Below are 25,526 nucleotides of genomic sequence, written 5' to 3'. Positions count from 1 at the left end.
ATATAATTTATATGCTATCAAATGAATATAAGTCATCAAGACATTTAGCAATTGCTTCTAAATTTATAGAGAAGAACGAGCCCGAAAAAGCCTACGAAGAAATTTTAAAATCGGCAAAACTGTACCAGAACGAAGAAGAGCTTTATAAATTATTTTCTAACAAAGCAAAATTCAAAGATACAGTAAAAAAAGTTGCAAATCTTATTTATGAGAATATTAGTAATTACGATTCACCATATATCAGATTTATTGGCGCAATGTTTGAGTACATTGGCGGCGACCTTGAGAGGGCAAAAAGACTTCTTTTAGCTATCGATGAAGACTCTCTTACTATAAAAATGGCTCGTCTTCTTGGTTCGATTTTCTATGAACTTAAGGATTTTGACAGGGCAATCGAATATCTTAAATTATACGATCCGCCTTATGCGCCCATGAACGAGGATGAACTTGCTGTTGTATATGGAATTGGCATTTCATACCTTGCGAAAGGTGAAAGAGAACTTGCAAGACAGTACCTCGAGCGAGTTGAATTAAGAAATTCAAAGTTTGGAAATGTTGGTTCAATATTGAAATCGCTTGAAGAAACCGATTCTAAAGAATCATAATTTTTGCATTTTTCTTTCCGAGCAAATAAAAAGATAGTATACCCATTGAATAAAAGGCAAAAAATGTCATTATCTGGGTAAAGTAGTTGCCTTTAAATATTCCAAAAATTGAGGAGCCAATTGCCCAGGCGAGGTTCCATGATATTTCTTTTATGCTTGAAGCTATTGCCTTTACTTCATCTTCCATCAATTCCATATAATAAGAGGTGTAGAGAGGTATAGATGAATTTATAAAAATGCCTCTTAAAAGATAAGAGATAATTGACACTGTTTGATTTTTAGCAAGAAGCATTATTATAAAGGGCAAAGAAAGGCTTTCAAGTGTTAAGATTACATAGAACTTTTTAGAGTTTTTAAACAAGGTAGGCAAATATATTGAAGAAAATGCTATTAAAATACTTTGAATGCCGAAAATAAAGCCAAGTTTTTCAGGTGCTATGTTCTGGTATTCTAAAAAATAAAGATTGAAAAACGGAATCATTATACCAGCACCAACACCCATAAAAAATTCGCTTAATGCAAAAGTTGAAATTACCCTCATATACTTTATGTTTTTTGCAAGTTTCTTAAGAGGATCTTTGATTTTCGAAATAATACTTTCTTCTTCCTCTTGAATCCAACTTTCCTCAATTCTACTTATAAATAATAAACTCATCATAGAAAGAGTTGCAGAAAATAAAATTGAATTACGCAATCCAAAATAAAAGTTACTCTTGGATAAAGTGGGGACTAAAGTACCAAGTATTTCTCCTATGAAGTTACCTAAAATTATACTTCCAAAACTTATCGTAAAGAGATGTGTTTGCTCGTATGTTGTGCTGTTTCTTGAAAGAAAAGGAGGTTCGTTTACAAGGAATAGAGAAGCACCAAATCCTATTAAAAGGATAGAAAGAAGAAGTGAGAAAGTACTTTTGCTGAACAATAGCAAAATTTCGCCTAAAGATTGTAGCAATGCTCCCAATATAAAACTATTTTTGTGTCCTGCTATATTAGAAATAATTCCCGACACAATAGATAATGTTGCAATCCCTAAATAATAGAGAGCATTAACAAAACCTATTATTTCGTTTGAAACGCCCTTGTTTTTTAGATATAAATTCAAAACAAGAAAGAAAATACCAGTCCCTATAGAAATTACAAAACTTCCTAAAATATAGCATCTTGCATTTTTGTTTTCAAACATTACTTTTCGAAACATTTAAATCACCTCACGTAACTTTTCGTTTGAAAAATATAACATTATATTATAATAAAAAGTTACATAATCAGAAAGAATATGGATATAATTAGAAAAGATGGTTGTAGCCTCAAATGAAGAGAAAGAAATTATTTGCTTTGTTTATCTATTATTTCTTCCTTGCTATCTTTAGGGCCTTCTTTGAGTTTATTAATTTGTGATTCACAATCCGAAAGCTTCCTTCTAAGATTTGAAATTTCTCTATAATGTACTATAAGTGATATTAACCACATTACAATAAACCCTGCAAGGAGCATAATTATTCCAAATAAGCCAACTGATGTGCTGATTTCAAAAGTCACAAAGCGTATAGTTATCTGATTGAGGTTTTGTACAATTAGTAAAATGGTTGCAAGCAAAATTACGAGAATTAAAAAAAGAAACGCATTAAGTTTTTTCATATTACCCTCCAAAATAATCATTTAGTAATTTTAAAGCCTCATCCTTCTTTGCTATTTCCAAATTTGCGAAAGTCACCCCATTTACATTATATGATTTATACGGGATAGAAAATGAATTATTAAACAGCGCAAGAATAAAACTATTATCACTTACTAATGCTATATAGCCATTAATATCTAAATTCTTTAATTTGAAAGCAAGAGATTCAAATGCCTTTCTTGAAATATTTTCGAGAATTAGAGCTACCTTCTTTTCATTTCTTATTCTGTTAAAAATTTCTTCAATAAACTTCTCTTCGATTTTTCTTATATTATTAGATATGTTCTTATTTTCTTCTAATATCTTTTTTATCTTGTAAATTAGCTCATTTTCACCCGTTGTAAGGATTTTAGAAATTTCTTCTATGATTTCATTTTTGTTTTGAAATGCCCTGAGAGCACGGAGGCCTGATACAAAATAAATTCTTGTGAAATCTTTTTTTGTTTTTTCTGTTTTTAGTATTTTTACAAGACCGATTTGTCCGGTTCTATCAACATGAGTGCCTCCACACAAAGACTTATCAAAGTTCTCGACCTCAACAACTCTTATTGGGGGAGCAATTTCCGTTTTCTTTCTCAAATCAATTTTATTTAACTCCTGTTCATCAATGTAATACTTTTTAACTGCCCTATCTTCTAATATAATGCTATTAGCAAAATTTTCTACCTCTTTAATATTTTCTTGTGATATGTTGGTTCCTTCGATGTCTATTGTTGAATACTCCTCCCCCATATGAAAACTTACGGTTTCGAGATTGTATAACTTAATAAAAGATTGCGAAAGAATGTGCTGGGCAGTATGCTCTCTTGATATATCGAGTCTTCTATCTTTGTCAATTTCGCAAGATATAGATTCTTCGATATCAAGTGCATCAACTTCATGGAGAACCCTATTCTTTTCTTCTAAAACAAATAATACATTTGCCTTGCCGATTGTTCCTCTGTCGCCAAGTTGACCTCCTTTTCCATCAGGATAGAAGTTGGTCTCCTCAAGTTCTACAAAGAATTTTCCATCTCGTGCGAATTTATCTTTGACTTTAGTTTCCCACTTGTAAATATTCTCGTTTATCATATTTCAATTTCTCCTTTAAAAACAAAATTTGCCTTGCCTTCTAAGTAATTTCCATCATCAGTAATTTTTACTTTTAGGTCTCCTCCAAGCGCTTTTACTAAAACGACACTTTCACCGTTCAAGAATTTATTAAAAACATACGAAGAAGCAACTGCACCAGTTCCGCAAGCAAGGGTTTCTTCGTAAACGCCTCTTTCAATGGTTCTCATTTTAATGGTACTTTTATTAACTATTTCGATAAAATCCACATTAATTCCAAAAGGAAAAAGTGTAAAATTTTTTGCTATCTTTAATGCTTTGTTCTTCGGAATTCTTTTTATGTTTTTCAAAGGGATAACAGCATGTGGTTCAGATGAATTTACAATGTATAATTTTAAGCCAAAGAGTTCAATGATGTGAGAATTTCCAGTTGGTAAACCTTTGACAAATTTATCAATCTTACCCATTGTCCCCATCGAAACAGAAAATACATTATCATCTACCTTCTTTACAACCTTTATACCTGCTTTTGTTTCGATTTTGATGCTATTGCGATTGAAAAACTTACTAAAGTAAAGACCAATACAACGTGCACCATTTCCACACATTTCAGATTCACTTCCATCTTTTTCTAATACGCGCATTTTAATATCAGCAATCTTGCTTTCCTCAAGATATAGAAGAGAATCACCTCCAATGGAAGCATGTCTATCTAAAAGAATTTTTGACAATTCTTCAGGGTGCTCAATGGAGTTTTCTCTTCCGTCAATTACTACAAAATCATTTAGAGTTCCTTCAAATTTATAAAATTTAAGATGCTTTCCTGACAACATCGCCGCCAAGTTTTTGAATTTTATCTATATAATTTTCATATCCCCTGTCTATATGAATTGGGTCTAAAACTTTGCTTGTGCCTTTAGCTGACAGTGTTGCAAGTAGTAAAGACATTCCACCTCTCAAGTCTTTTGCTGTAACAACAGAAGGTTTGAGTTCTTTTACTCCTGTAATGAATGCAGAAATTCCCTCAACTCTTATGCTAGCCCCCATTTTTATAAGGTCATCTACTATACGGAATCTGTTCTCAAAAACGGTTTCGGTTACGACACTTGATCCGTCTGCTAATGTAAGGAGAGTTAAAATCTGGGACTGGGCATCTGTTGGAAATCCTGGATATGGAAGCGTTTTTACTGTTGTAGGCAGTATTTTTCCTCTGTAGCTTGCAGTAATTTCACTTTCTTTTACTGTAATTTCAAGTCCTGTTTCTTTAAGTTTCATTATTACGGCTTCAATATGTTCTGGAATTGTTTTTTTAATTGTTATTTTTCCTTTTGTAAGACCAGCGAGGATTAAATATGTAGCAGATTCAATTCTATCAGGTATTATGTTGTAATTAATCGGTTTCAATTTTTTTACTCCATGTACAATAATTGTGCTTCCTGTTCCGTTTATTTCGATATTTGCACCTGCAAGGTTAAGAAAATTTACGAGATCTTTAATTTCTGGTTCTCTTGCCGCATTTTCTATTACAGTTGTGCCTTCTGCAAGCGTTGAAGCAAGAATAATATTTTCAGTTGCTCCTACACTTGGCATATCAAGAAAAATTTTGTTTCCTTTCAAGGACCTTGAAACATGCGCTTTTAAGATGCCTTTATCCCAGGCAAATTCAACTCCAATACTTTCCAATCCTTTTATATGTTGATCAATAGGTCTTTTCCCTATGTTACAACCTCCAAGACCTGCAATTGATGCTTTTTTGTGTCTTGCAATGAATGCTCCAAGCAAAGTTTGAGTTCCTCTTATATTTTCGGTTTCTTCAGGGGGAATTTCTGGCTTAAAAGAGGAACTTGCGTCAATTTCTACTTCATGCTCTCCTTCTTCTACCTTCACTCCGATTTTTTTTAATTGAAAGAGGAATTTTTTAACATCGAGGATATTTGGGATATTCCCTATATGGCATTTACCCTCAACAAGAAGACACGCCGATAGTACAGGAAACGCCGCATTTTTTGCTCCAGAAATTTCAACTTCACCTTTAAGAACTCTTCCACCGTTAACTTCAAGATATTCCATCTTTTCCTCCGAACATTAGATAATCATAAACTATCTTTGCAATTCTTGTGCCAGCGTATCCATCGCCAAATGGATTTTTATTAGAGATCATTTTTTCATATTCTTCCTTATTGAGTAACAATTTAGTTGCTTCTTCAACTATCTTGCGCCTATCAGTTCCTACAAGTCGCACTACTCCGCTTTCAACTGCTTCTGGTCTTTCAGTGGTGTCACGCATTAGAAGGACAGGTTTTTTGAGAGTTGGTGCTTCCTCTTGGATTCCGCCTGAGTCAGTTAATATTAACGTAGCTTTTGACAAAAGTTTAATAAATGATAAGTAATCCATTGGCTCAATAAGAAGGATATTTTTGTTATCTTTGAGTATTCTATTTACAGTTTCCCTTACAACTGGATTTTTATGAACAGAAAAAACAATTTTGTATTCATTACCAAAATTTTCCGCAAGTTCATTAACTGCAGAACAAATCTCTTCCATAGGTTTGCCCCAATTTTCCCTTCTGTGTGCTGTTACTACAATGTATTTTTCATCATATCGAATAGGCAAATTTACTTGAATATCACTTTTAATAATTTCAAGAAGAGCATCTACTACTGTATTTCCTGTAACATAAATTTGACTTTCATTAACACCCTCTTTAAGTAGGTTTTCTTTTGCCTTTTCGGTTGGTGCAAAATAGAGGTCAGTGAGAGCGTCGGTTAGTTTTCGATTCATTTCTTCTGGGAAAGGAGAGTATTTGTTGTAAGTCCTGAGACCTGCTTCCACATGTCCTATGTGGATTTTTTCGTAAAAGGCGGAAAGTGCTGATGCAAATGTCGTTGTTGTATCGCCATGAACAAGAAGAATATCTGGGCGGTCCACATCAAATATATCCTTAAGTCCTGTAAGAACTTTGTTTGTTATTTTGGTTAGTGTTTGTTTTTCTTCCATTACTCTGAGGTCGTAGTCAATGGTTATATGAAAAAGATCTATAACCTGCTTTAGCATTTCTTGGTGCTGGCTCGTGATAATAACTTTTGTCTCTAAATCAGAAAAATCTTTTAACGCCTTGTATACCGGATACATCTTTATTGCTTCTGGTCTTGTCCCGAAAACAAGAAATACTTTCTTTTTCATTATTTCACCCCAAACGCAAGTATTATACCTGTGATAGATAGGATAAATGTAAGAAGATAATACACCAATGCAATTTGTCTTTGCGATAAGCCCTTCTTAAGAAGGCGGTAATGGATATGCTCTGTGTCGTATCTGAAAGGAGAGCCTCCGTGTATAATTCTTCTAAATATTGATGTAAAAACCTCCATAATTGGAATGCCAAGAACAAAAATTGGAAGAGCAATCGTTAAAAGAGTGGTCGTTTTATACGCACCAACTACTGAAATGATTCCAAGCATGTATCCAAGAAGGCCAGCGCCAGAATCTCCCAGGAAAACTCTTGCTGGGTGGAAATTATAAATGAGAAATGCAACTAAACTTCCACAAAGTCCGATAAGTAGCAAGGCAAGATTTAGATGTCCTTTGTACATTGCAGTTATAGCAAGAAAAAAAGACGCAATAGCAGAAACGCCGGAGGCAAGTCCATCAAGGCCATCTATTATGTTTATTGCGTTTATAAGACCAACTATCCAAAACGCCGTTAAAATACTTCCTGTAAATCCTAATTTTATTACGGTGTCTGTAAAAGGGACCGTTATTTGGGTAAACTGCGTCCCTGTAAATATTGCAATAAATGCAGAAATAAATTGCACTGTGAATTTCTGCCTCACCGTAAGGCCAAATTTATCATCGAACAATAGACCGAAAAACAAAACAGTTGCACCTAAAATAATTCCTACAAACTGCAAGTTGAATTTCTGTAATATCAAAAATAGGAAGATAATGGAAATATAAATAGATATACCACCCGAGCGAGGAATTGGCTCTTTATGTATCTTTTGCCTATTTTCTTTCTTTGGCAGATCTATAATTCCGAATTTGCGTCCAAGAAATATTGCAAGAGGCGTAGAGAAAGATGAAATGAAGAAACCAAGAAGAAAAAAGTAAGAAATATTAAAGAAATTTCTGTTAATAAACTCTATTAACTCTTTCATTTCGTACCAAAAAGCCTATCTCCCGCATCTCCTAATCCTGGAATAATATATCCATGCGAATTTAACTTTTGATCTATTGCAATGGTGTAGATTTTTACATCTGGATGGTCGTGTTCGATTTTTTCAATTCCTTCTGGTGCGGAAATAAGGCAAACAAAGAAAATCTTTTTGGCTTTTGCTTCTTTTACAACAGAAATAGCTTTTGATGCTGATCCACCTGTTGCAAGCATCGGGTCAACCACAAAAACAGATGAGTTTTCTATGTTAGTAGGAAGTTTGCTGTAGTATTCTACAGGTTCAAGCGTTTTTGGGTCTCTATATATTCCAATATAGCCCACTCTTGCTTGAGGTATTAGATCGAGAATACCTTCTGCCATAACAATGCCTGCTCTAAGAATTGGAACTATTGCAATATCCTCATCAATAATGTAACTTTTTGTTTTATCAATTGGAGTTTCTATTTCTATTTCCTTGAGTTTTGTGTCTCTAAAAATCTCATATACCATTAATGCAGACAACTCCTTAACTAACTCTCTAAATTCCTTTGGATTTGTTTCCTTCTTTCTTAGGTATGTTAACTTATGCTGTATAAGGGGGTGTTGAATCAAATTTACATTCTTCATTATGCCTCCTTTAAATGTAAGAAATGTTAGGATATATTGGGAACTTTTTTGTTAATTCCAATACCTCATTTCTAATTGTTTCTAATTTCTTCTCGTCATTTCTAAACTCAATTGCTTTATCTATTAACTCTGCAATATATTCCATTTCTGCCTCTTTCATCCCTCGAGTTGTTAATGCTGGAGTACCAACTCTTAATCCGCTTGTTTCTGTTGGAGGAAGTGGGTCAAAAGGTATTGATTCTTTGTTTGTGGTTATGTAAACGGAGTCTAAAAGCCTCTCAGCCTCTTTACCTGTAATGTTTTTGGATCTTAAATCTATTGAAATAAGGTGATTATCAGTGCCGTTCGTTATTAGTCTAAAGCCATGCTTTATTAATGCATTTGCTAATGCTTTGGCGTTCGCTATAACCTGTTTTTGGTATTCCTTAAACTCGTCCGTCATTGCCAACTTAAGCGCAACAGCTTTGGCTGCGATGATATGTTCGAGTGGTCCTCCTTGAATACCTGGAAACACAGCCTTATTAAGAATTTTTTCGTGTTCTTTCTTAAATAGGATCATCCCTCCTCTTGGACCTCTAAGTGTTTTATGCGTTGTCGTAGTTACAAAATCTGCAAATGGCACGGGAGTTGGGTGGACATTTGCTGCAACAAGTCCTGCTATGTGAGCCATATCAACCATTAGATAAGCACCAACGCTTTTTGCAATAGTTTGAAATTTTTCGAAGTCAATGAATCGAGGGTATGCACTTGCGCCTGCAACTATAACTTTTGGCTTGTATTGTTTTGCAAGGTCTTCAACCTGATTGTAATCAATAAGCTCTGTCTCCTTTTCAACTCCATAGTGTACAGCATTGAAGTATTTACCCGTAACGCTTACGGGACTTCCGTGACTTAAATGCCCCCCTGCTGACAAATCCATTCCGAGAAGCGTGTCTCCAGGATTCATGGTAGCAAAGTACACAGCGAAGTTTGCCTGAGTTCCTGAGTGTGGTTGGACATTTGCACCTTCTGCATTAAAAAGAGTCTTTGCTCTTTCTATCGCAAGGCTTTCAACAACATCTATATACTCACATCCTCCGTAGTATCTTCTCTTGGGATACCCTTCTGCATATTTGTTTGTTAGAACCGAACCTTGTGCTTCGAGAACAGGTTCCAAAACATAATTCTCCGATGCTATAAGTTCGAGTTTTGTCCTCTGCCTTTCAAGTTCATTTTGCATTGCCTGTGCCAATTCAATGTCAACATCCTTAATTCTCATTTTGCCTCCTTAATTAATTGTTTTTGCTAAAGCGACAAAATAAATGTTTCCTTTGCATTTGTTTTTAAAAGCCTTTGTAATCTCGTGTACAGTACTTCCTGTAGTGTATACATCATCAACTATTAGAACGTTACCGTTATATATACCCTCTACAGAAAAAGCATTTTTTAGGTTTTCCAGTCTTTCGTCTCTTTTAAGGTCTGTTTGCTTCTTTGTTTCTTTAACTTTATGTACCTTATTTATGACTGGTTTTCCTGAAAGTCTTGATAGTTCTTTTGCTATAAGATAAGTCTGGTTGTAACCTCTGCTTTCAAATTCTCCCTTCGACATCGGGATATAACCTATAAAGTCGAAATCTAATTTGTTGTCGTTAACGAAATTAAATACTAAATTTGAGAAGAACCTTGACAATACTTTATATCCTTCAAATTTAAACTTCTTGATAAGTTCTTCCATTACTCCATAGTAATTTGTCATTCCATAATAGTATACCATTTCTTGATGTAAAATGAGAGGGTATTCAAGAAACTTAATTTTGTTCTTGCAATCTTCACATACAAAATTGCTATTATAAAGCTTTCTACCGCAGCTTACACAATGTGCAGGTGCAACAAGTTCAAGAAAAAACTCTTTAATGTACGAGCTGTATAAGTAAATCAAAGTTTCTTTTTGCATCGTTTTTTGCCTTTATTAATTTCTCGTGAATTTTGTTTGCAAATGAATCCTTTTCTCTAATAAACTTTAAAAAGATCTTTGAAAATTCAGAAAGTCTCAGTTCAGAAATTTCTATCCCATCTAATTCAAACAATTTTGATATATTTCTTACTTTATCGTCATAGTAAACTGGTAATACAGGTTTCTCAAGCATTGTAGAAAAAACTACCGAGTGATATCTCATTCCAATAACTACCTCTGCACCGTTTAAAATAGAAAGCACATCATCAATATTTTCAGGAATAAATACTTTAAACTTTGTCCTTGCTTCTATTTCTTTTGCGATATTTAAGTCCACATCTTTGTAAAAAGGAACGATTAAGGTCTCATTTTCTGTCTTATAATGCATGAAACGCGCTATATCAGAAAGTTCTTCAATATCAACAGGCTCTCCTCCTTTAACCTGAAGTACATTGTAGGGTTCATTAAACTCAATTTTCTTTAAATTTTTAGGTTGGTATAGGAAAGCAAGATCTTGAGTTACATGTATTTCTTTTTTAACTCCTATTTCCTCAAGAATTTTTTTTGATTCCAGATCCCTTACGGTTATTAAGTCAATCTTATTTAGTATTTCTGTTGTAAGTTTTCGGTTTCTTTCATTTTTAAGAGGACCTATTCCCTGGGCAAAAACAACACTTTTCTTTCCAAAAAGTTTTGGTAAATAAATAAGAGAAAGGTAATAATAAAGGCTTCTTGAACTTGTCTTATCTTGCAATAAACCACCACCACCAGAAATAGCAACATCAGAGTTTTGTAGTGCTTTAAAAATTTCTATTGGATTGGTTCTCTTAATTTCGTTTCTCTTTACCTTATTTTTCGCAAGAAAAACCGGTTCTATTCCAATTTTAGGTAATTCAACTTCAATAACCTGTCTTATTGCTTCATCCCCTAAGTTACCGAACCCAAAGTAACCAGAAACAACTGCTTTCAATCCTCGATCCTCCCTATAAGCAACTTAAAGGAAAGAACGACAAGGTTTTTAAGTCTCCATATTCTTTCAGGTTGCGTAACAGTTCTATATAGCCATTCAATACCCATTTTTCTTACCCAAAGAGGCGCCCTTTTTACTCTTCCGCTCCAGACATCGAATGATCCACCAATCCCAATATTTACAGGAATATTTAAGTCTCTGTTTTTTACAATCCATTTTTCTTGTTTTATGCCTCCCATTCCAACAAAGAGTATATCAGGGTTTGCCTTGTTAATTTGCTCTCTTACTTCGTTATCTGTATTAAAATAACCGCTATGAGTTCCAACAATGTTTAAATTCGGAAAACTCTCTTTGATCTTTTTGGTTGCCACTTCAAGAACTTCTTCCTTTGCGCCCAATAAGAACACCCTATAATTTTTGGATTCTGCTTCTCTTAAGAGCTCCCATGCAAATTCGATTCCAGGAATTCTTTGAGTGATGCGCTGTCCAAATCTTCTTGCACCGAGTACAACGCCTATTCCATCAGGAATAACAAGATCAGCGTTTCTTAAGATGTTCAAAAACTCTTTGTCACTAATTGCTCTCGATAGCATCTCACCATTTATCGTTACAATTAGGTGAAAGTTGCCTTGCTTTATAAAATCTTCAACAATTGAAAGATTTTCTTTTAAAGGCCTATTTGAAACTTTTATTCCTAAAAATTCAACTACCTCTTTATTGTTACTCCTTCTCTTATACGCCTCATTTAAAAATTTAGGAAGGCTCAGTATTCTTGGTAGCCTTTTAGGGTCAAGAATAAATCTATAAAGCCACTCTAAGCCAAGTTTCTGAACAATATAAGGTGCTCTTTTAAACTCCTGTGCGTATACATTAAATGTGCCACCAACTCCCATTGCAAATTTTACATTCAGTTTCTCAAGATTTCTGAAGATAAATTTTTCTTGTTTTGGAGAACCCATCCCTACAAAGAGAATATCAGCACCTGATTTTGCAATTTCACCTACAACTTCCTCATCTGTATCGAAGTAGCCATTGTGGAAACCAGCAATTTGAAGATTTGGAAAATCTTTTTTTATATTTTCAATTGCTTTTTTAAGACTTTCTTCTTTTGTTCCAAGAAAATAGACCTTATAGCCATTTGTTTCAGAAACTTTTAGTAAGTCCGAGAAGAGATCAATGCCCGTTACCCTTTCTTTTATTTTAATCCCTTTAAATATTTTTGCAGCAAAAATTATTCCTATACCATCAACAAAATTTAGATCTGATTTTCTTATAATATTTAGAAGTTCTTCATCATTGTATGCTTTGAGTGCTTTTTCAGGATTGATGGCAACGCCAAAATGGGGTTTACTTTCTTCCATTAATTTAGTTATGTATTGAATTGCTTCAGTTCTTGTTAAGTTGTCTACAGGTATATCGAATACTTCAATTCTCATATCGTATAGTAATGGAAGCCTAAAGCCGTCGCACGGTCTTTATTTATAATACCCTTTGCGTCAAAAATAACTGCATCTTTCTTAAGATAGTTTTTCCACTTCTCGATGTCGTAATCTATTTCATCGTGGAGTATTGGAATAACAATAACATCTTTATCGTTTAAAAGAGCATTTAAGTTATCTTCAGAGTCGTTAAAATTACCCTTCACTTTTGGATCAAAAAATGTTACCTGTGCACCCCTACTTTTTAACATTTCTTTCAGCATTACTGCAGGACTCTCAGATATATCAGAAGAATTATCCTTCATGGCTATACCTATAAAGCCAATTTTAGATTGTTCTATATTTTTGTTAACCTTCTTTAGCGCACTCTCAATTATAAGAGAAATGTCTTTTGGTCTTCTGTCGTTGACGAAACGGGCTGCGTGGAGTAGTGGCATATCGAGGCCAATTTTATCTGATACATAAAAAATGTATTTAGAGGCAAAAGGTATGCAATGACCACCAACTCCAATCCCGGGGGTTAGGAGTTTTACCCTTTTGTGAGTATTAGCAACTTTTATTACCTCCATTGTATCGACTCCCAAGGCATTTGTAAGCGTTGCAAGTTCATTTACAATAGCAATATTAACATCTCTTGAAGCGTTTTCTATAAGCTTTGAAATTTCAACTACTTCAGGTGAACTTGCTTCTATAACATTAGGGTTTATTACCTCGAGTAATTTTTTTGCTCTTTCGGTTCCTTCTTTACTCAATCCAGCAACTGCAACAGGCATTGTTTGAAATTCCTCAAATGCTTTCCCTTCAGCAATTCTTTCAGAGGAGTAGGCAATATAAAAGTCTTCTCCTTCTTTTAATCCACTTACTCTCTCAAGTATTGGTTTTGCAATGTTTTTGGTTGCTAAAGGGGGGACAGTTGACCTTATCAATATGAGTGAATCTTTCTTCAGGTTCCTGCCAATTGATTCCATTGCGCTTTCAAAAACACTTATATCGACTAAGTCTTTTTCTATAGGAATTCCAACTGTTACGATAATATCTTTTACTTCTCTCAGCCCTTCCTCGTAAGAGTCCGTAGGTTCAAACAACCCTTTCTCTAAATTCTCTTTGAGAATTTCTTCGATATGTTTTCCATTGTATTCTTCATAAACATGCGTCTTCCCTTTTTTGAGAGACTCGATATAATTTTTGTTTATATCAATTCCGTAGACTTTTGTGCCGTGAAGAGCATATGTAAGAGAAAGCGGCAGTCCAACGAAGCCAAGCCCAATAACAGCGATTTTTTCCATCTTATAACCTCCTAAACTATATTTAAACTTCCAAACGGTATTTTATATTAAAAACCTTTTTTTTCAAAGTTTATAACTGATATTGCAAAAATTGATTCAAGATATATAATAAAAAAGACGCGCCCATAGCTCAACTGGATAGAGCAACGGTCTACGGAACCGTCGGTTGCGGGTTCGACTCCTGCTGGGCGCGCCATTTTACTATTTACTTAAGCATTGGCATTTTTATATTGTGCTTTTTAGCTGTTTCTATAGCAATTTCATAGCCTGCATCTGCGTGCCTTACTACACCGCTTGCAGGATCGTTGTGAAGTACCCTTGAAAGTTTTTCGTGTGCTAAGTTAGTTCCGTCAGCTACAATTACGAATCCTGCATGAATTGAGTACCCAATACCTACTCCTCCACCATGATGAACGGAAACCCATGTTGCACCTGATGCAGTATTTAATAAGGCATTTAAAATTGGCCAATCAGCAATTGCATCTGAGCCATCCTTCATTTTTTCTGTCTCTCTGTATGGAGATGCAACTGATCCGGTATCGTGGTGGTCTCTTCCTATTACTATCGGTGCTTTTATTTTTCCCTCTTTTACCAATTTATTAATCTCAAGTCCGAATGCTTCCCTTTCGCCCTGTCCAAGCCAGCAGATCCTTGCAGGTAGACCCTGGAAATGGACTTTTTTATGTGCTAAGTCAATCCACTTTTTTAGGTGTTCATCGTATGGGAAAAGTTTCAATATAACATCGTCTGTAAGATATATGTCTTCAGGGTCACCAGACAAAGCAACCCATCTAAATGGACCCTTTCCCTCAGAGAATAGTGGTCTTATATATTCTGGAACGTATCCTACTATTTCAAAGGCATCTTTTGCTCCGTGATCAAAGGCATTTCTTCTTAGATTATTCCCATATTCAAACACCTTTGCTCCATGCTTTTGCATTTCAACCATAGCATTCACATGTTCAACCATCGAGTCATAAACTTTTGACAAATATTCCTCGGGTTTTTCTTTTCTTAAGATTTTCGCTTCCTCGACACTTAAACCTTTCGGGATATAGCCATTTAATGGGTCATGGGCAGCTGTCTGGTCAGTTAATACATCTGGTATAAAACCTTCCTTAAGCATTCTTGGTAGAACATCTACAATGTTTCCAAGCAGTCCTATTGAAATAGGTTTATTCTTTTCCTTGTATTCTAAAGCAATCCTTACAGCTTCTTCATAACTATCAGTCCATGTGTCAAGATAGCCTGTATTAAGACGTCTGTCGATCATTCTTTTGTCTACTTCAACCGCTATAACGATTCCGTCGTTGAGGGTCACTGCAAGAGGCTGTGCGCCTCCCATTTCTCCCAATCCTGCAGTTACTACAATTTTTCCTCTTAATGAACCGTTAAAGTATTTTTTTGCAACTGCAAAAAATGTCTCGTATGTGCCTTGCAGAATTCCCTGTGTGCCTATATAAATCCAGCTTCCAGCAGTCATCTGTCCATACATTGTGAGTCCTCTTTCCTCAAGTTCTCTAAAATATTCCCAGGTTGCCCACTTAGGTACAAGCATGGAATTTGAGATAAGGACTCTTGGAGCCCATTCATTTGTTTTAAATACTGCTACAGGTTTGCCAGACTGAACAAGCAATGTTTCATCGTTTTCTAACTCTTTAAGAGTTGAAACAATTGCATCGAAACACTCCCAATTTCTAGCTGCTTTGCCTGTTCCACCATAAACAATCAAGTTTGCAGGATCTTTTGCAACCTCAGGATCGAGGTTGTTCATAAGCATCCTCATTGGTGCTTCTGTTTGCCAGCTCTTACAACTTAACTTTGTCCCTCTTGGGGCTCTTACCACTCTTTCCATACCTACCTCCTTAATGCCCATATTCATCAACTCTAATTACTTTTGAAAACTCAGAAATTACAAATGGTAAAAACGCTAAAAGAAGTATATCCATACTTTCCGTAATTGTTGGAACAGTATTCTTGAATATAAATCTTAACTGAGGTATATATATTGTTGCAATGAGAAGAACTATTCCGAAAATAAACGAAAAATTCATAAATTTGTTTGTAAAAATACCAATTCTAAAAAGATAGCCCTCAAAAGATCTTCCTGAATACGCCCTGAGAAGTTCTGCAAGCACAAGCACCATATAGGCAATAGTCCTTGCTTCATTTAAGTTTGAAGTTCTTTTAAGGCTGATTATAAATCCTAATAAAGTTGCAATAGTTATCGCAATACTTTGAGTAAGAATAATTCCATAATGGTATTTAGTAAGTATGGGTTCTTTTTTTCCTCTCGGGGGCCTTTTCATTAGGTGTTCTTCGCCTTTTTCCATTCCTAAAGCAAGTGCAGGGAAACTGTCTGTAACAAGATTTAACCAGAGAAGGTGAAGGGGAAGAAGTGGTGGAGGATAACCTAAAATAAGCGCTACGAACATAACGAGGACTTCTGCAATATTACATGAAAGTAAGTAAACAATAAATTTTCTTATATTTTCAAAGATAGTTCGCCCCTGGAATACTGCACTTACTAATGTTGCAAAGTTATCGTCAAGGAGGACCATATCGGATGCTTCTTTTGCTACTTCTGTTCCCATAAGCCCCATTGAAACTCCAATGTCTGCTTTTTTCAAGGCAGGTGCGTCGTTAACTCCGTCCCCAGTCATTGCAACAACCTCATTCCTTTTTTGAAGAGCATTAACAATTCGTAGTTTATCGAGAGGATTAATCCTTGCAAACACAGTCACATCGCCCACAATATTTGCAAGTTCCTCGTCGCTAATTTTTTCAAGATCTTTACTTGTTAGAACCTCGCCTTCAGGAAAATCAAGCTCTCTTGCAATCGCATAAGCGGTTATAGGGTGGTCACCTGTTATCATTACTGGTTTAATTCCTGCGCTTCGACACTTATCGATTGCGTCTCTAACCTCTTTTCTAAGTGGGTCTTTAAGCAATACAAAACCAAGGAAAGTAAGGTCCATTTCTGAACTTTCTGAAAGTGAGTCTATGGTTTTTTCTGCAAATGCAAGAATTCTTAAGCCTTGTGAGGCATATTGCTCTACAATATTAAGAAGTTCGTTTTTCCTTTCCTCTGTTAATTCTAAATCTTTTGAACCACTTTTTTCAAACTTTGACAACCCAAGTATAATTTCAGCTGCACCCTTTGAGACAACAAGGTATTTATCAAAAAATCTATGAACTGTAGTCATCCTCTTGCTCTCAGAGGTAAAAGGAATTTCTGAAACCCTTTCAAACTTATTTCTTGTCTCTTTAATTTCCTCGTCTTCAAGAAAATCAATTAAAGCTATTTCTGTAGGATCTCCTCTATCTTTATCGGCGTCGTTACAAAGTATCATTACTCTTTTTAATCTTTCGCTTAGATTTAGTTCGTGTTTTATGTGTCCATCCTCAAAAATTCCAACAATACGCATTTTGTTTTGAGTAAGCGTCCCTGTCTTATCGGTGCAAATGTAAGTTACTGCACCTAAAGTTTCGACTGCTGGGAGGTTTCTTACTACTGCATTTCTTTTTGCCATTTCCCAAACGCCAATTGCAAGAACTATAGTAACAACAGCAGGCAGTCCTTCGGGGATTGCAGCAACAGCAAGAGATACACTTGTAAGAAGCATGTCAAGGATTTTACCACCTCTAAGTAAACCAATGCCGAATATTATCACAGAAACAGCAAGGAAAATAATACCTAAAAGTTTACCTATGTTATCAAGTTGCACCTCGAGAGGTGTTTTCTCTTTTTTAGTTTCTTTTATTTTTTCCGCTATTTTCCCTAACTGTGTGTTTATTCCAGTTGCCGTTACAAGTACCTTTGCTTTTCCTTTTACAACAACAGTACCCATATAAACTTTGCAATCCTCGGTTGGATTTGAGTAACAGGCATTTTTCTTAACTGCAATTGATTCACCTGTTAGCATGGACTCGTCTACAAACAAACTAACTTCTTTAACAACAATTCCATCAGCTTGAATTTTGTCTCCTGCCTCCAAAAGCAAAATATCGGAAGGCACAATCATAGAGGAAGGAATTTTAACGATACGGCCGTCTCTTAAGACTGTACTAACCGGGCTTGCAAGTTTTTTTACTTTTTCGAGTGCATTCTCGGCTCTTTGTTCCTGAACTACACCGAGAATAGCGTTAAGGATAACAATTGCAAGAATGACCGAAGTATCAATATATTCACCAAATGCAGCGGAGACTATGCTTGCAAAAATAAGAATAATGATGAGAAAGTTCTTAAACTGACTAATAAATTTTTGGAATATCGACTCTTTTTTGCCTTCGGGAAGCTCATTTCTTCCGAACTTCTTTAATCTTTCTTCTGCTTCTTCAGTTGTAAGTCCATGCTCGATAAGTTCTTTTGGAATCTTTTCTAAATTTTCCATTTATGCCTCCTATTACCCACCACCGTCTGGAGGGAAGAAATCAATCATTCCGCCATCCTTAAGAGTTAAACTTACCAAATCAAAATCCTCGAATTGTGTGTCAGTGCCAAGAAGTGTTTCGATATTCCTTCCATTTACAAGGATAATAATTCTTCCGAATTTAATATCGCTTTCGAGGTTTGGAAATTTTTCTTTTAGTTGTTCAATTAATTCTTTTACATTGTCTGCTTTTAAATGCATTCTTTCAATGCCTAACTTTTCTCTTAAATCACCATGCAAGAAAATAGTTACTCTTGCCATTATTTACGCCTCCTATTTTGATAAAGGCTGTGCGTCTGCGGTTGACATACAGTTACAAACTGTACTTGCTTACAAGGCTCCGGCAAGAGTTACTCAAGCCAGGTTTCAGACCCTCTTACCGCTGCTTCCTTCCGGAGCTCACGGGGTTCAAGGGTTGAAACTGCTTGAGGTCCTGCCTTCATTGCCCTTTCAGCAAGCCCTGGTTTACAACTGTATGCCTTCCAACAGATTGTCAGCCCCTGTGTAGCGGGTTCAGGGTTACAGGGCACCGCTATCTCCCCGCTTTAGCACAGCCTAAGTATATTATAGGAGTTTTACGGTAATTTTAAAAGATTAATTGAAATAATTGTTGGTTGGTTTTGAGATATGGTTACTTCAGTTTCGTAAGGAAGATAACCATCTAATTCTAAATGAATTTTATGTCTTCCCTCCGTTATAGATGTACTTTCATAAGGAGTAAATCCTACTTCCATACCGTCTATAAATACCTTTGCATTAGAAGGATTACTTGATATCGAAATGTAATACTTTGCTTTTGTTAAAACAATATCTCTCTTTATTGTATTACCCTTTTTTACTTCTATTTGCTCTTGGTAAGGTTCATATTGCGGTACGGTTACTCTTAAATTATATGTGCCTTCCGCAATATCCTTTAAATCAAGCGGAGTTTTTCCAACTTCAGCATCATTTAAGTAGACTGTTGCATTGGAAGGAATCGAATTTATAATAACTTCCGTCGTTATTGGTTCAAGTTTTGCATTTATAGTTAACATATTGTTAGTTTCAGATGATACTGTCTGTTTCCAATCCTTGAAATTTACAAGTTTCAGTTCTATTAAGTGAGTTGTTCCTGTAACTAGGTCGGTAATAATTATAGGAGTTTTGCCTTTCTGTATTCCATCAATATAAACATCTGCACCTTGTGGATCTGAATCTATACTAACCGAAAAAACTGAATGTTCAAGAATAGGATTTATGAAAACTTTAGAGTTCGAACTATTTAAAGATACTTCTTCGTTGTAATCTTTATAACCCTGAAGTTTGACGGTTACTTGATATTTCCCAAAAGGTAGGGATTTAATAACTAATGGTGTTTCACCTTTTAGCTCACCGTTTAAATATACCGATGCCTTTTGAGGAAAAGAATTAACTGAAATCGTACCCGAATTTTCTGAGGTAGATTTAATCGCAAAAAATATTAGAACAAACACAACAAGCAAAAAAATCGCAATAATGATTTTCTTCATTTCAATAACTCCATAACCTTATTAAGAACAATCTGTTCTATCTCTCCTATGCTTTTACTTCCATCAACAGTAAAAAATCTTTCGTTATTGTAAGCCATTTCAAGATATCCGAATCTTACCTTCTTAAGAAAATCCGTCCCAAGTTTCTCGATGCGGTCTTTATCTTTAATTCTCAAGAAACTTGTATTCTCATCTATATCTACAAGAATTGTTAGGTGTGGAATGTATCCATCAAGAATAAAGTCATGGACATATTTTATAAATTCAAGCGATACTCCCCTTCCATAGCCTTGATAAGCAACGGAACTGTCATGGTATCTATCGGATATTACTACAAAGCCCTTTTCAAGGCTTGGTTTAATTATTTCTTTTACATGTGTTTTTCTGTCTGAAGCAAAAAGCAAGAATTCTGATACTGGGTCCATTTCAACAGTTAAAAGAATATTTCTTATGTAGGAACCGAACTCTGTTCCCCCGGGTTCCTTGGTTAGTACTACATTGAAACCAAGTTTAGTCAAATTCTCCGCAAGCAGTTTTGCTTGAGTTGATTTTCCAGAACCGTCAATGCCCTCAAATGTAATTAACATTACCTTCTCCTCGGGTAAATTATGAGTCGCATATGTGGCTTTAAACCTACAAGTTCTGTAACAAGTCCATATTTTTCAATTAGATCAGCTTTTTCCTGTAAATCTTGCTCGTCGCCTTCAATCTCTTTAGGTACCCCTTTTTCTAAAACTTCTCCAATGATATTTTCAACCTCTTCAAAGTCTATTGCTTTCTTCGGTTTTCCCTTGTTTTTGAGTTCTTTTATAAACTCTTTTATACCATTTAGCGATGTTTTCTCTAAAACTTTTATTGGTATAGAAAGGTTAGAGGCGTACTCAAGCACTTCTTTTTTCTTTTCAAGTGCCTTTTTATCGCATAATACAAGATTTGCTTGCTCTATGTTTTTTACTATTCTTCCTTTAACTCTTACAGAATGCAAAGCCCTTTCTATATAACTTGCGTTTATCCCCAAAGCAAAGACCCTAAATTCACGGTCTTCGTTTTTTAAAGTCACATTTTCTTGTTCTCTGATGCTCAATTTTTCTTGTGTGATATTTTCCTTAATACTTTCCCCGGATTTTCTAATCTCTGGAAACACCGGGAATCCTCGCAAAAGTGCATCTACTGTCTCAGCCACATCGTGGTAAATTGCAAAAACTCCTCTTTCTCGAATCTCTATTAGTGTGTCAAATGTTGGAGGTGATTTTCTCTCAAGCACTGTCTTTTGTGTTCCCCTTCTCGCTGCCTCTTCATCGCTTAGGGTTACTGATGTTATTCCGCCTATGAGGTCCTGAAGAGTCGGATTTACAAGAAGATTCTCAATACTTGTTCCATGAGCAGTTGCAATAAGTCTAACACCTCTTTCTGCAATAGTTCTGCATGCCCTTGCCTCTTCTGCACGCCCAATTTCATCTATAATAATAACTTCAGGGAAGTGGTTTTCAACTGCTTCTATCATTACTTCTTCTTGAGCAACCCCAAAAGGCACCTGCATTCGCCTTGCATTACCTATGCCAGGATGAGGAATATCACCATCTCCTCCAATTTCATTTGAAGTGTCAATTACAATGACTCTTTTTCCCATTTCTGTGCTTAGTACTCTTGCGGCTTCTCTAAGGAGAGTTGTTTTTCCAACACCTGGTTTCCCAAGAAGCAGCAAATTTCTGTCACTAACTATTATGTCTTTTAAAACTTCAGTAGTTCCGTAAATAGCACGGCCAACTCTACAAGTAAGGCCGATTACCTCTCCTCTTCTATTAAATACACCAGAAATCCTGTGCAAAGTTTTCTCTATGCCCGCCCTGTGATCTCTGTCGAATACTCCTATTTTCTTGAGTGTTTCGTTTATTTCCTCTCTTGTAACTGGATTATCGCTTAGATATATAGTTCTGTTCGTAAATCTTGCCTCGGGTTTTCTTCCAAGATCAAGCACTACTTCAATTAAGTTATCAAAATCTCCTATAGTTTCAAGTTTTTCTCTTATCTCTCGAGGAAGGATTTCTAAGAATGCTCTCTTCTCAAACTCGGTTTGTTCGTCTCTCATTCATCCTCCAGAAGAACTCTTCAATGTGTTTCCTAATCTCCTCTATATCGCCAAAAAGGCTATAAATTTCATATTTATCTGTATCGATAGTTAATACAGGAGAAATACTAAAATTAGAAATCCATTCTTCATATTTATCATTAAGTTTTTTTAGATAGCTTTTCTTTATTGTTTTTTCATAACCTCTTCCTCGAATTTTTATTCTTTCCATAAGTGTATCAACTGATGTTCTCAAATATATTATAAAATTTGGCGGGGTTATTATCTCGAGGTAATGTTCGTAAATTTTCCTGTAAATCTTATATTCGGCATCGCTAAGAAGAATCTTCGCAAAAATTTCGGCATCTTCATAAATTGTCCTATCAAGAATAATATTTGAGGAAGTCCTCTCTATTTTTAACTGAAGATTTGCCCTCTCAGTGAGAAAGAATAATTGCGAATGAAAAGCCCATCTTTCAGGATCCTTGTAAAATTTTTTAATAAAAGGATTTTTTGCTTCTGGTTCTTCGAGAATATCAAACCCCCATTTTTCGCTTAAATATTTAGATAATGTAGATTTTCCTGAGCCGATATTACCTGCTATTGCAACAATAAACTTTGGCCTCATCTTAAAATTTGCCTTATAATCCAGAAAGGATAATGCATATTCTGTAATAATTTAAGATTAAACTCACTTGTCTTTAGTCTTTTTTCTTTTCTAAGGTCATTAATTGCATTTAATCCCTGCATAGCAAGAAAGCTCCGTCCAAAATCGTAAACAAATTCCTCCTTAAACTTATCTTTATCAATTAATATTTTATCTTCATTTATAAAATTTTCAACTAAAATGGAATCCCAGTTTCTAAAGTAAATTTCGTTCTGTATGTAAGACTTTAATGCTGTTTTGTATTCACAATAATAGTATATGAGTTCAAAAGGCTTGTCTAATTGAAATTTTATATCGTCAAAATATGTTCTTCTAAGATAAACAGGGTAACCAAGATAAAGGATGTTGTTCAAAAAATACTTTTTCTTACTCTTTGACCCCTGCCTATAGAAATTGATAAATGGCGTTCCAAAGAATATATCGGAAATTGTTTTGTATTTTAACTTGAATGGGTTATCTTCTTTCTTGATTATCAAGAATATGTTCTTTTTATTGTCAAATTCTCCGCTTGAAATAGCATAACCCATGATATTTGAAAGAAGATCAGGAAAATCGCTTTCATCCAAAAATACCCGTTTATCAAAAGTTATCTCAACAACTGGCAAGTACTTTTTTACAGTATTCTCTACTGATGATATAAGACTTAAAGCAGTTGACTCATCAAATTGCTCCGTTTTATAGAGATTTTCTCTTAGTGTTTCTTGAAAACTACTTGAAATTTTTATTTCTCTTGCTTTCCTTATAAGATTTTCAGAAAGCGTTTTTAAATTATCTTCCAAAAGTCTTTTTAAATCAACAAAATTATTATCAAGGTTGTTAAAATCTATGTAACCTTTTGTTTTTATTTCGGTACCTGTTTTAATTGACTTAACTATCCTTCTTAATTCATTTAACGATTCTAAAGCATTTGTCTTCTCAATTTTTAAGTTCTCTTTTTTGTCGGTATCGCTTTTTGTAAGCAAATAAGATGCAAATTGATTAATAAACGCTTCGAGATAATCAATTTCCTTCATTACTGCTTTTCTTTCGATTTCAGTTATTTCATTTACATATGTTCTTACATAGTCATTAATTGAGTTTAATGTGCTTAGTCTTTCTGTAAAATTTCTGCTTCTAACGCTCATAGGTTTTGATTGTGTAAGTGCAACAGAAACAATCCCTATAAAAGCATCATATACAAAAAACTGAGCACTTCCATAAATTCCAGAATTAATAAAATCAAGGGTATTTTCGGCAATTTTTCTAAAAGTTTTTATATCGAAGGATCTTTCTCTTTTGTTTTTCTCTTCGGTAAGTTTTAATGCCTGGATAACTTCGTTAATTAAGTTTTCTAAGTTTTTAAGATTTGCTCTATCGTATGTTGAGAGTTTGTAGTCATAACGATGTATTCCTCTCAATGTTGCAAACGATGAGAAGTAGTAATAATACTCGTCAAAGAAGGTTTCAATTAGTGTATCTAAGTCAGAATCATTTTTCATCTAAACTCACCTTCGTATTTTCAAGGTCAATTTTAAGTGATGCTTCCTCTAATATTTGGTTGCTTTCGGTTTCGAGGAGTAATTCCGAAGGGATACCTGAAGAAGAAATAATCAAAGTCAATTTATTATTAGAATTATTACTCAAGAATTGGATATTGTTTGGAGTACTAAATTTAACACTTCCATCGACACTATTAAGGAATTCGTCTATAACATCGCTTAAAGGTATAAGTATCAGGTTATTTGCAATATAATCTTCAGGGTTTTCTACTGCCTGAACTTCTCCTCCATTTATTCTCGTATAAACTTTGTCAGAGATTACAAAGATTTCGTTACTAGAAACTTTTCCATTTTCTTCTGTCTCTGTTTTTGTGTATTTATTTTTACCATCGATAACTTGAACGAACTTATATGAATAGTTCTGTCTCTTTGTCGTTAATTCGTACCTGTAGTTCGAAATGCCATTCGCCCAGTTAGTTACTTGTGACTTTATATACTGAGCATCCGCTTCGCTTAAGCCAACTTTGAGTAGCCTGTATAGAGGGCTAAAATGCGTCTTTAACTTTGTCGTCTCATATCCGATACGCTCAAGCGTTAAGAAAGGACTAAATGAAAAGTCCAAAAATTTTGCTATACCCTCCTCGTTTGTTAAAAAGTTGTTTACTTTTACACCAGAAATAGCAACATTAAGATTTTCATCAAAAACCTGCACCTCAGTAACATTAAATATTAGCAAAAACAAAACAACAATCGCAAAAACAGTTATTAAAGATCTCTTCATGTCAAAAGTTCTTGTATACTCACGTTTCTGTATATCTCTGGAATATCAGTTCCCAAGAATGTTCCGTACCAGAAGCGCATCAATTTCTTGTAGGGGTTATCAACTTCTATATTGTTAATTTCCTCGTTTATGAGTTCACGCCTTAAAGTGTTTGAAACATATTGCTCTTTTTTGTTTTTCAAGCAATCTTCCTTAATCTTATTATAGTTTTCGGCAAAGTACTTTTCTTTCTCATTTTCATTTTTTACATAGGCATTCCAGAAATCATTATAAAAACTCTTTACTTCCTCATCTGTTACTGTAATATTACTTGTAAGTTTTTCTTTTTCTTTGTCTGCCATAATCTTATTAAGAGCAATTTCTCTCAAGGCCGATTCTTTGACACCGATAGTTTTAAGAAAATCCTTAAGTGCAAGATCTTTGTCGTTAAAACCACTAGAAACATCGTTTTTTAAATTAGAAATATATGCTTCAATCTCGCTTTCGGTGACTTGCAAATTATCTTGTCTTGCTTTATTTGAGAGAATTGCATCTGAAATTGCATTTACATAAGCAAGTTGAAGGACGTTTCTCGAGGCGGCAAGGGTTTTTGGATCGTTTGATTGAAGATCTGGGAGAGGGGCATTAAGTGTCTTAGAAGCAAGATAAACTTGATAATTTATCTCATCATAGGTTATTTTGCTATCTCCTACTGTTAAGAACACTTCTTTCCATGGGAGGAAAACGGATGCAAAAACAGCAGCTAATAAAAGAACTACTGCAAGAACAATTCCTATTCCAATAAATATTTGTTTTCTTATGCTAAATTTTCTTGCTTTTCTAATTTTTACAACCTTCTTCTTTTCCATG

24 protein-coding genes, 1 tRNA gene and 1 other RNA gene are annotated in these 25,526 nt (G+C 34.8%); 2 read left to right on the top strand and 24 right to left on the bottom strand.

Features of this window, described 5'->3' with window-relative positions; translation table 11 throughout:
* On the top strand, positions 1-605 hold a 605-nt coding region (locus JHC30_01620; GenBank protein MCI4462852.1), incomplete at its 5' end, for a hypothetical protein.
* Here JHC30_01620 and JHC30_01615 read toward each other — a convergent pair.
* The 13 genes from JHC30_01615 to JHC30_01555 form a co-directional block, all read right to left on the bottom strand.
* Complete coding sequence (locus tag JHC30_01615) at positions 592-1,803, bottom strand: MFS transporter (GenBank protein MCI4462851.1); 1,212 nt, start codon at positions 1,801-1,803, stop codon at positions 592-594. The genes JHC30_01620 and JHC30_01615 overlap by 14 nt on opposite strands.
* A 128-nt stretch (positions 1,804-1,931) precedes the next feature.
* The gene (locus tag JHC30_01610) at positions 1,932-2,243 is read right to left on the bottom strand and encodes a LapA family protein (GenBank protein ID MCI4462850.1); all 312 of its coding nucleotides are present in this window, start codon (positions 2,241-2,243) and stop codon (positions 1,932-1,934) included.
* Position 2,244: 1 nt separating this feature from the next.
* Positions 2,245-3,354, bottom strand: a complete 1,110-nt coding sequence (locus JHC30_01605) for an alanyl-tRNA editing protein (GenBank protein ID MCI4462849.1) — start codon at positions 3,352-3,354, stop codon at positions 2,245-2,247.
* Positions 3,351-4,166: a diaminopimelate epimerase gene (gene dapF / locus JHC30_01600; GenBank protein ID MCI4462848.1), complete on the bottom strand. Its 816-nt coding sequence runs from the start codon at positions 4,164-4,166 to the stop codon at positions 3,351-3,353. Before dapF ends, JHC30_01605 begins: the two co-directional genes overlap by 4 nt.
* Complete coding sequence (gene murA, locus JHC30_01595; protein ID MCI4462847.1) at positions 4,144-5,403, bottom strand: UDP-N-acetylglucosamine 1-carboxyvinyltransferase; 1,260 nt, start codon at positions 5,401-5,403, stop codon at positions 4,144-4,146. Before murA ends, dapF begins: the two co-directional genes overlap by 23 nt.
* Positions 5,390-6,517, bottom strand: coding sequence for a UDP-N-acetylglucosamine 2-epimerase (non-hydrolyzing) (gene wecB / locus JHC30_01590; protein ID MCI4462846.1), 1,128 nt, complete (start codon positions 6,515-6,517; stop codon positions 5,390-5,392). The genes murA and wecB overlap by 14 nt, the downstream gene beginning before the upstream one ends.
* Positions 6,517-7,491 carry an undecaprenyl/decaprenyl-phosphate alpha-N-acetylglucosaminyl 1-phosphate transferase gene (locus tag JHC30_01585; protein MCI4462845.1) on the bottom strand — a complete coding sequence of 325 codons (975 nt, stop codon included), beginning with the start codon at positions 7,489-7,491 and terminating at the stop codon, positions 6,517-6,519. The genes wecB and JHC30_01585 overlap by 1 nt, the downstream gene beginning before the upstream one ends.
* Positions 7,488-8,114 (bottom strand): uracil phosphoribosyltransferase, encoded by a 627-nt coding sequence (upp, locus tag JHC30_01580; protein ID MCI4462844.1) that lies wholly within the window; start codon positions 8,112-8,114, stop codon positions 7,488-7,490. The genes JHC30_01585 and upp overlap by 4 nt, the downstream gene beginning before the upstream one ends.
* A 10-nt stretch (positions 8,115-8,124) precedes the next feature.
* Complete coding sequence (locus JHC30_01575; protein MCI4462843.1) at positions 8,125-9,372, bottom strand: serine hydroxymethyltransferase; 1,248 nt, start codon at positions 9,370-9,372, stop codon at positions 8,125-8,127.
* Positions 9,373-9,381: 9 nt separating this feature from the next.
* Positions 9,382-9,828 (bottom strand): ComF family protein, encoded by a 447-nt coding sequence (locus JHC30_01570; GenBank protein MCI4462842.1) that lies wholly within the window; start codon positions 9,826-9,828, stop codon positions 9,382-9,384.
* A gap of 175 nt (positions 9,829-10,003) precedes the next feature.
* Positions 10,004-11,017 (bottom strand): polysaccharide pyruvyl transferase CsaB, encoded by a 1,014-nt coding sequence (csaB, locus tag JHC30_01565; GenBank protein MCI4462841.1) that lies wholly within the window; start codon positions 11,015-11,017, stop codon positions 10,004-10,006.
* Entirely contained in the window at positions 11,014-12,453 is a 1,440-nt protein-coding gene (locus JHC30_01560; GenBank protein MCI4462840.1) for a WecB/TagA/CpsF family glycosyltransferase, read from the bottom strand. The genes csaB and JHC30_01560 overlap by 4 nt, the downstream gene beginning before the upstream one ends.
* The gene (locus tag JHC30_01555; GenBank protein MCI4462839.1) at positions 12,450-13,742 is read right to left on the bottom strand and encodes a nucleotide sugar dehydrogenase; all 1,293 of its coding nucleotides are present in this window, start codon (positions 13,740-13,742) and stop codon (positions 12,450-12,452) included. The genes JHC30_01560 and JHC30_01555 overlap by 4 nt, the downstream gene beginning before the upstream one ends.
* Before the next feature lie 119 nt (positions 13,743-13,861).
* Here JHC30_01555 and JHC30_01550 point away from each other — a divergent pair.
* Positions 13,862-13,938, top strand: a tRNA-Arg gene (locus tag JHC30_01550).
* A 9-nt stretch (positions 13,939-13,947) separates the two neighbouring features.
* On the opposite strand, the gene hutU is transcribed toward JHC30_01550, so the two are convergent.
* The 11 genes from hutU to JHC30_01495 all read right to left on the bottom strand — a co-directional run bounded on the left by hutU (position 13,948) and on the right by JHC30_01495 (position 25,525).
* Positions 13,948-15,597 (bottom strand): urocanate hydratase, encoded by a 1,650-nt coding sequence (hutU, locus tag JHC30_01545; GenBank protein MCI4462838.1) that lies wholly within the window; start codon positions 15,595-15,597, stop codon positions 13,948-13,950.
* 10 nt (positions 15,598-15,607) lie between these two features.
* The gene (locus tag JHC30_01540; protein MCI4462837.1) at positions 15,608-18,136 is read right to left on the bottom strand and encodes a calcium-translocating P-type ATPase, PMCA-type; all 2,529 of its coding nucleotides are present in this window, start codon (positions 18,134-18,136) and stop codon (positions 15,608-15,610) included.
* A gap of 12 nt (positions 18,137-18,148) precedes the next feature.
* The gene (locus tag JHC30_01535; protein MCI4462836.1) at positions 18,149-18,436 is read right to left on the bottom strand and encodes a MoaD/ThiS family protein; all 288 of its coding nucleotides are present in this window, start codon (positions 18,434-18,436) and stop codon (positions 18,149-18,151) included.
* Positions 18,437-18,463: 27 nt separating this feature from the next.
* An RNA gene (gene ffs / locus JHC30_01530) (signal recognition particle sRNA large type) lies at positions 18,464-18,729 on the bottom strand.
* Between the two features lie 21 nt (positions 18,730-18,750).
* Positions 18,751-19,683 carry a PEGA domain-containing protein gene (locus JHC30_01525; GenBank protein MCI4462835.1) on the bottom strand — a complete coding sequence of 311 codons (933 nt, stop codon included), beginning with the start codon at positions 19,681-19,683 and terminating at the stop codon, positions 18,751-18,753.
* Complete coding sequence (gene tmk, locus JHC30_01520; GenBank protein MCI4462834.1) at positions 19,680-20,270, bottom strand: dTMP kinase; 591 nt, start codon at positions 20,268-20,270, stop codon at positions 19,680-19,682. The genes JHC30_01525 and tmk overlap by 4 nt, the downstream gene beginning before the upstream one ends.
* A complete protein-coding gene (locus tag JHC30_01515) occupies positions 20,270-21,772 on the bottom strand; it encodes an AAA family ATPase (protein MCI4462833.1) in 1,503 nt (500 codons plus the stop codon). Before JHC30_01515 ends, tmk begins: the two co-directional genes overlap by 1 nt.
* Positions 21,747-22,379 (bottom strand): deoxynucleoside kinase, encoded by a 633-nt coding sequence (locus JHC30_01510; GenBank protein MCI4462832.1) that lies wholly within the window; start codon positions 22,377-22,379, stop codon positions 21,747-21,749. The genes JHC30_01515 and JHC30_01510 overlap by 26 nt, the downstream gene beginning before the upstream one ends.
* Complete coding sequence (locus tag JHC30_01505; protein MCI4462831.1) at positions 22,376-23,896, bottom strand: hypothetical protein; 1,521 nt, start codon at positions 23,894-23,896, stop codon at positions 22,376-22,378. Before JHC30_01505 ends, JHC30_01510 begins: the two co-directional genes overlap by 4 nt.
* Positions 23,886-24,677, bottom strand: a complete 792-nt coding sequence (locus JHC30_01500) for a hypothetical protein (protein MCI4462830.1) — start codon at positions 24,675-24,677, stop codon at positions 23,886-23,888. Before JHC30_01500 ends, JHC30_01505 begins: the two co-directional genes overlap by 11 nt.
* Positions 24,674-25,525 (bottom strand): SurA N-terminal domain-containing protein, encoded by an 852-nt coding sequence (locus JHC30_01495; GenBank protein MCI4462829.1) that lies wholly within the window; start codon positions 25,523-25,525, stop codon positions 24,674-24,676. The genes JHC30_01500 and JHC30_01495 overlap by 4 nt, the downstream gene beginning before the upstream one ends.
* Position 25,526 lies beyond the last annotated feature (1 nt).

It is taken from the genome of Caldisericum sp., assembly GCA_022759145.1.
Taxonomy (GTDB): domain Bacteria; phylum Caldisericota; class Caldisericia; order Caldisericales; family Caldisericaceae; genus Caldisericum.
This window is presented reverse-complemented; position numbering and strand designations above follow the sequence as displayed.

What these genes read in the sequence shown, in the direction of transcription:
- JHC30_01615 (MCI4462851.1), bottom strand. Translation starts at nt 1,803, where the DNA reads ATGTTTCGAAAAGTAATGTTTGAAAACAAAAATGCAAGATGCTATATT.
- JHC30_01610 (MCI4462850.1), bottom strand. Translation starts at nt 2,243, where the DNA reads ATGAAAAAACTTAATGCGTTTCTTTTTTTAATTCTCGTAATTTTGCTT.
- JHC30_01605 (MCI4462849.1), bottom strand. Translation starts at nt 3,354, where the DNA reads ATGATAAACGAGAATATTTACAAGTGGGAAACTAAAGTCAAAGATAAA.
- dapF (MCI4462848.1), bottom strand. Translation starts at nt 4,166, where the DNA reads ATGTTGTCAGGAAAGCATCTTAAATTTTATAAATTTGAAGGAACTCTA.
- murA (MCI4462847.1), bottom strand. Translation starts at nt 5,403, where the DNA reads ATGGAATATCTTGAAGTTAACGGTGGAAGAGTTCTTAAAGGTGAAGTT.
- wecB (MCI4462846.1), bottom strand. Translation starts at nt 6,517, where the DNA reads ATGAAAAAGAAAGTATTTCTTGTTTTCGGGACAAGACCAGAAGCAATA.
- JHC30_01585 (MCI4462845.1), bottom strand. Translation starts at nt 7,491, where the DNA reads ATGAAAGAGTTAATAGAGTTTATTAACAGAAATTTCTTTAATATTTCT.
- upp (MCI4462844.1), bottom strand. Translation starts at nt 8,114, where the DNA reads ATGAAGAATGTAAATTTGATTCAACACCCCCTTATACAGCATAAGTTA.
- JHC30_01575 (MCI4462843.1), bottom strand. Translation starts at nt 9,372, where the DNA reads ATGAGAATTAAGGATGTTGACATTGAATTGGCACAGGCAATGCAAAAT.
- JHC30_01570 (MCI4462842.1), bottom strand. Translation starts at nt 9,828, where the DNA reads ATGGAAGAACTTATCAAGAAGTTTAAATTTGAAGGATATAAAGTATTG.
- JHC30_01560 (MCI4462840.1), bottom strand. Translation starts at nt 12,453, where the DNA reads ATGAGAATTGAAGTATTCGATATACCTGTAGACAACTTAACAAGAACT.
- JHC30_01555 (MCI4462839.1), bottom strand. Translation starts at nt 13,742, where the DNA reads ATGGAAAAAATCGCTGTTATTGGGCTTGGCTTCGTTGGACTGCCGCTT.
- hutU (MCI4462838.1), bottom strand. Translation starts at nt 15,597, where the DNA reads ATGGAAAGAGTGGTAAGAGCCCCAAGAGGGACAAAGTTAAGTTGTAAG.
- JHC30_01540 (MCI4462837.1), bottom strand. Translation starts at nt 18,136, where the DNA reads ATGGAAAATTTAGAAAAGATTCCAAAAGAACTTATCGAGCATGGACTT.
- JHC30_01535 (MCI4462836.1), bottom strand. Translation starts at nt 18,436, where the DNA reads ATGGCAAGAGTAACTATTTTCTTGCATGGTGATTTAAGAGAAAAGTTA.
- JHC30_01525 (MCI4462835.1), bottom strand. Translation starts at nt 19,683, where the DNA reads ATGAAGAAAATCATTATTGCGATTTTTTTGCTTGTTGTGTTTGTTCTA.
- tmk (MCI4462834.1), bottom strand. Translation starts at nt 20,270, where the DNA reads ATGTTAATTACATTTGAGGGCATTGACGGTTCTGGAAAATCAACTCAA.
- JHC30_01515 (MCI4462833.1), bottom strand. Translation starts at nt 21,772, where the DNA reads ATGAGAGACGAACAAACCGAGTTTGAGAAGAGAGCATTCTTAGAAATC.
- JHC30_01510 (MCI4462832.1), bottom strand. Translation starts at nt 22,379, where the DNA reads ATGAGGCCAAAGTTTATTGTTGCAATAGCAGGTAATATCGGCTCAGGA.
- JHC30_01505 (MCI4462831.1), bottom strand. Translation starts at nt 23,896, where the DNA reads ATGAAAAATGATTCTGACTTAGATACACTAATTGAAACCTTCTTTGAC.
- JHC30_01500 (MCI4462830.1), bottom strand. Translation starts at nt 24,677, where the DNA reads ATGAAGAGATCTTTAATAACTGTTTTTGCGATTGTTGTTTTGTTTTTG.
- JHC30_01495 (MCI4462829.1), bottom strand. Translation starts at nt 25,525, where the DNA reads ATGGAAAAGAAGAAGGTTGTAAAAATTAGAAAAGCAAGAAAATTTAGC.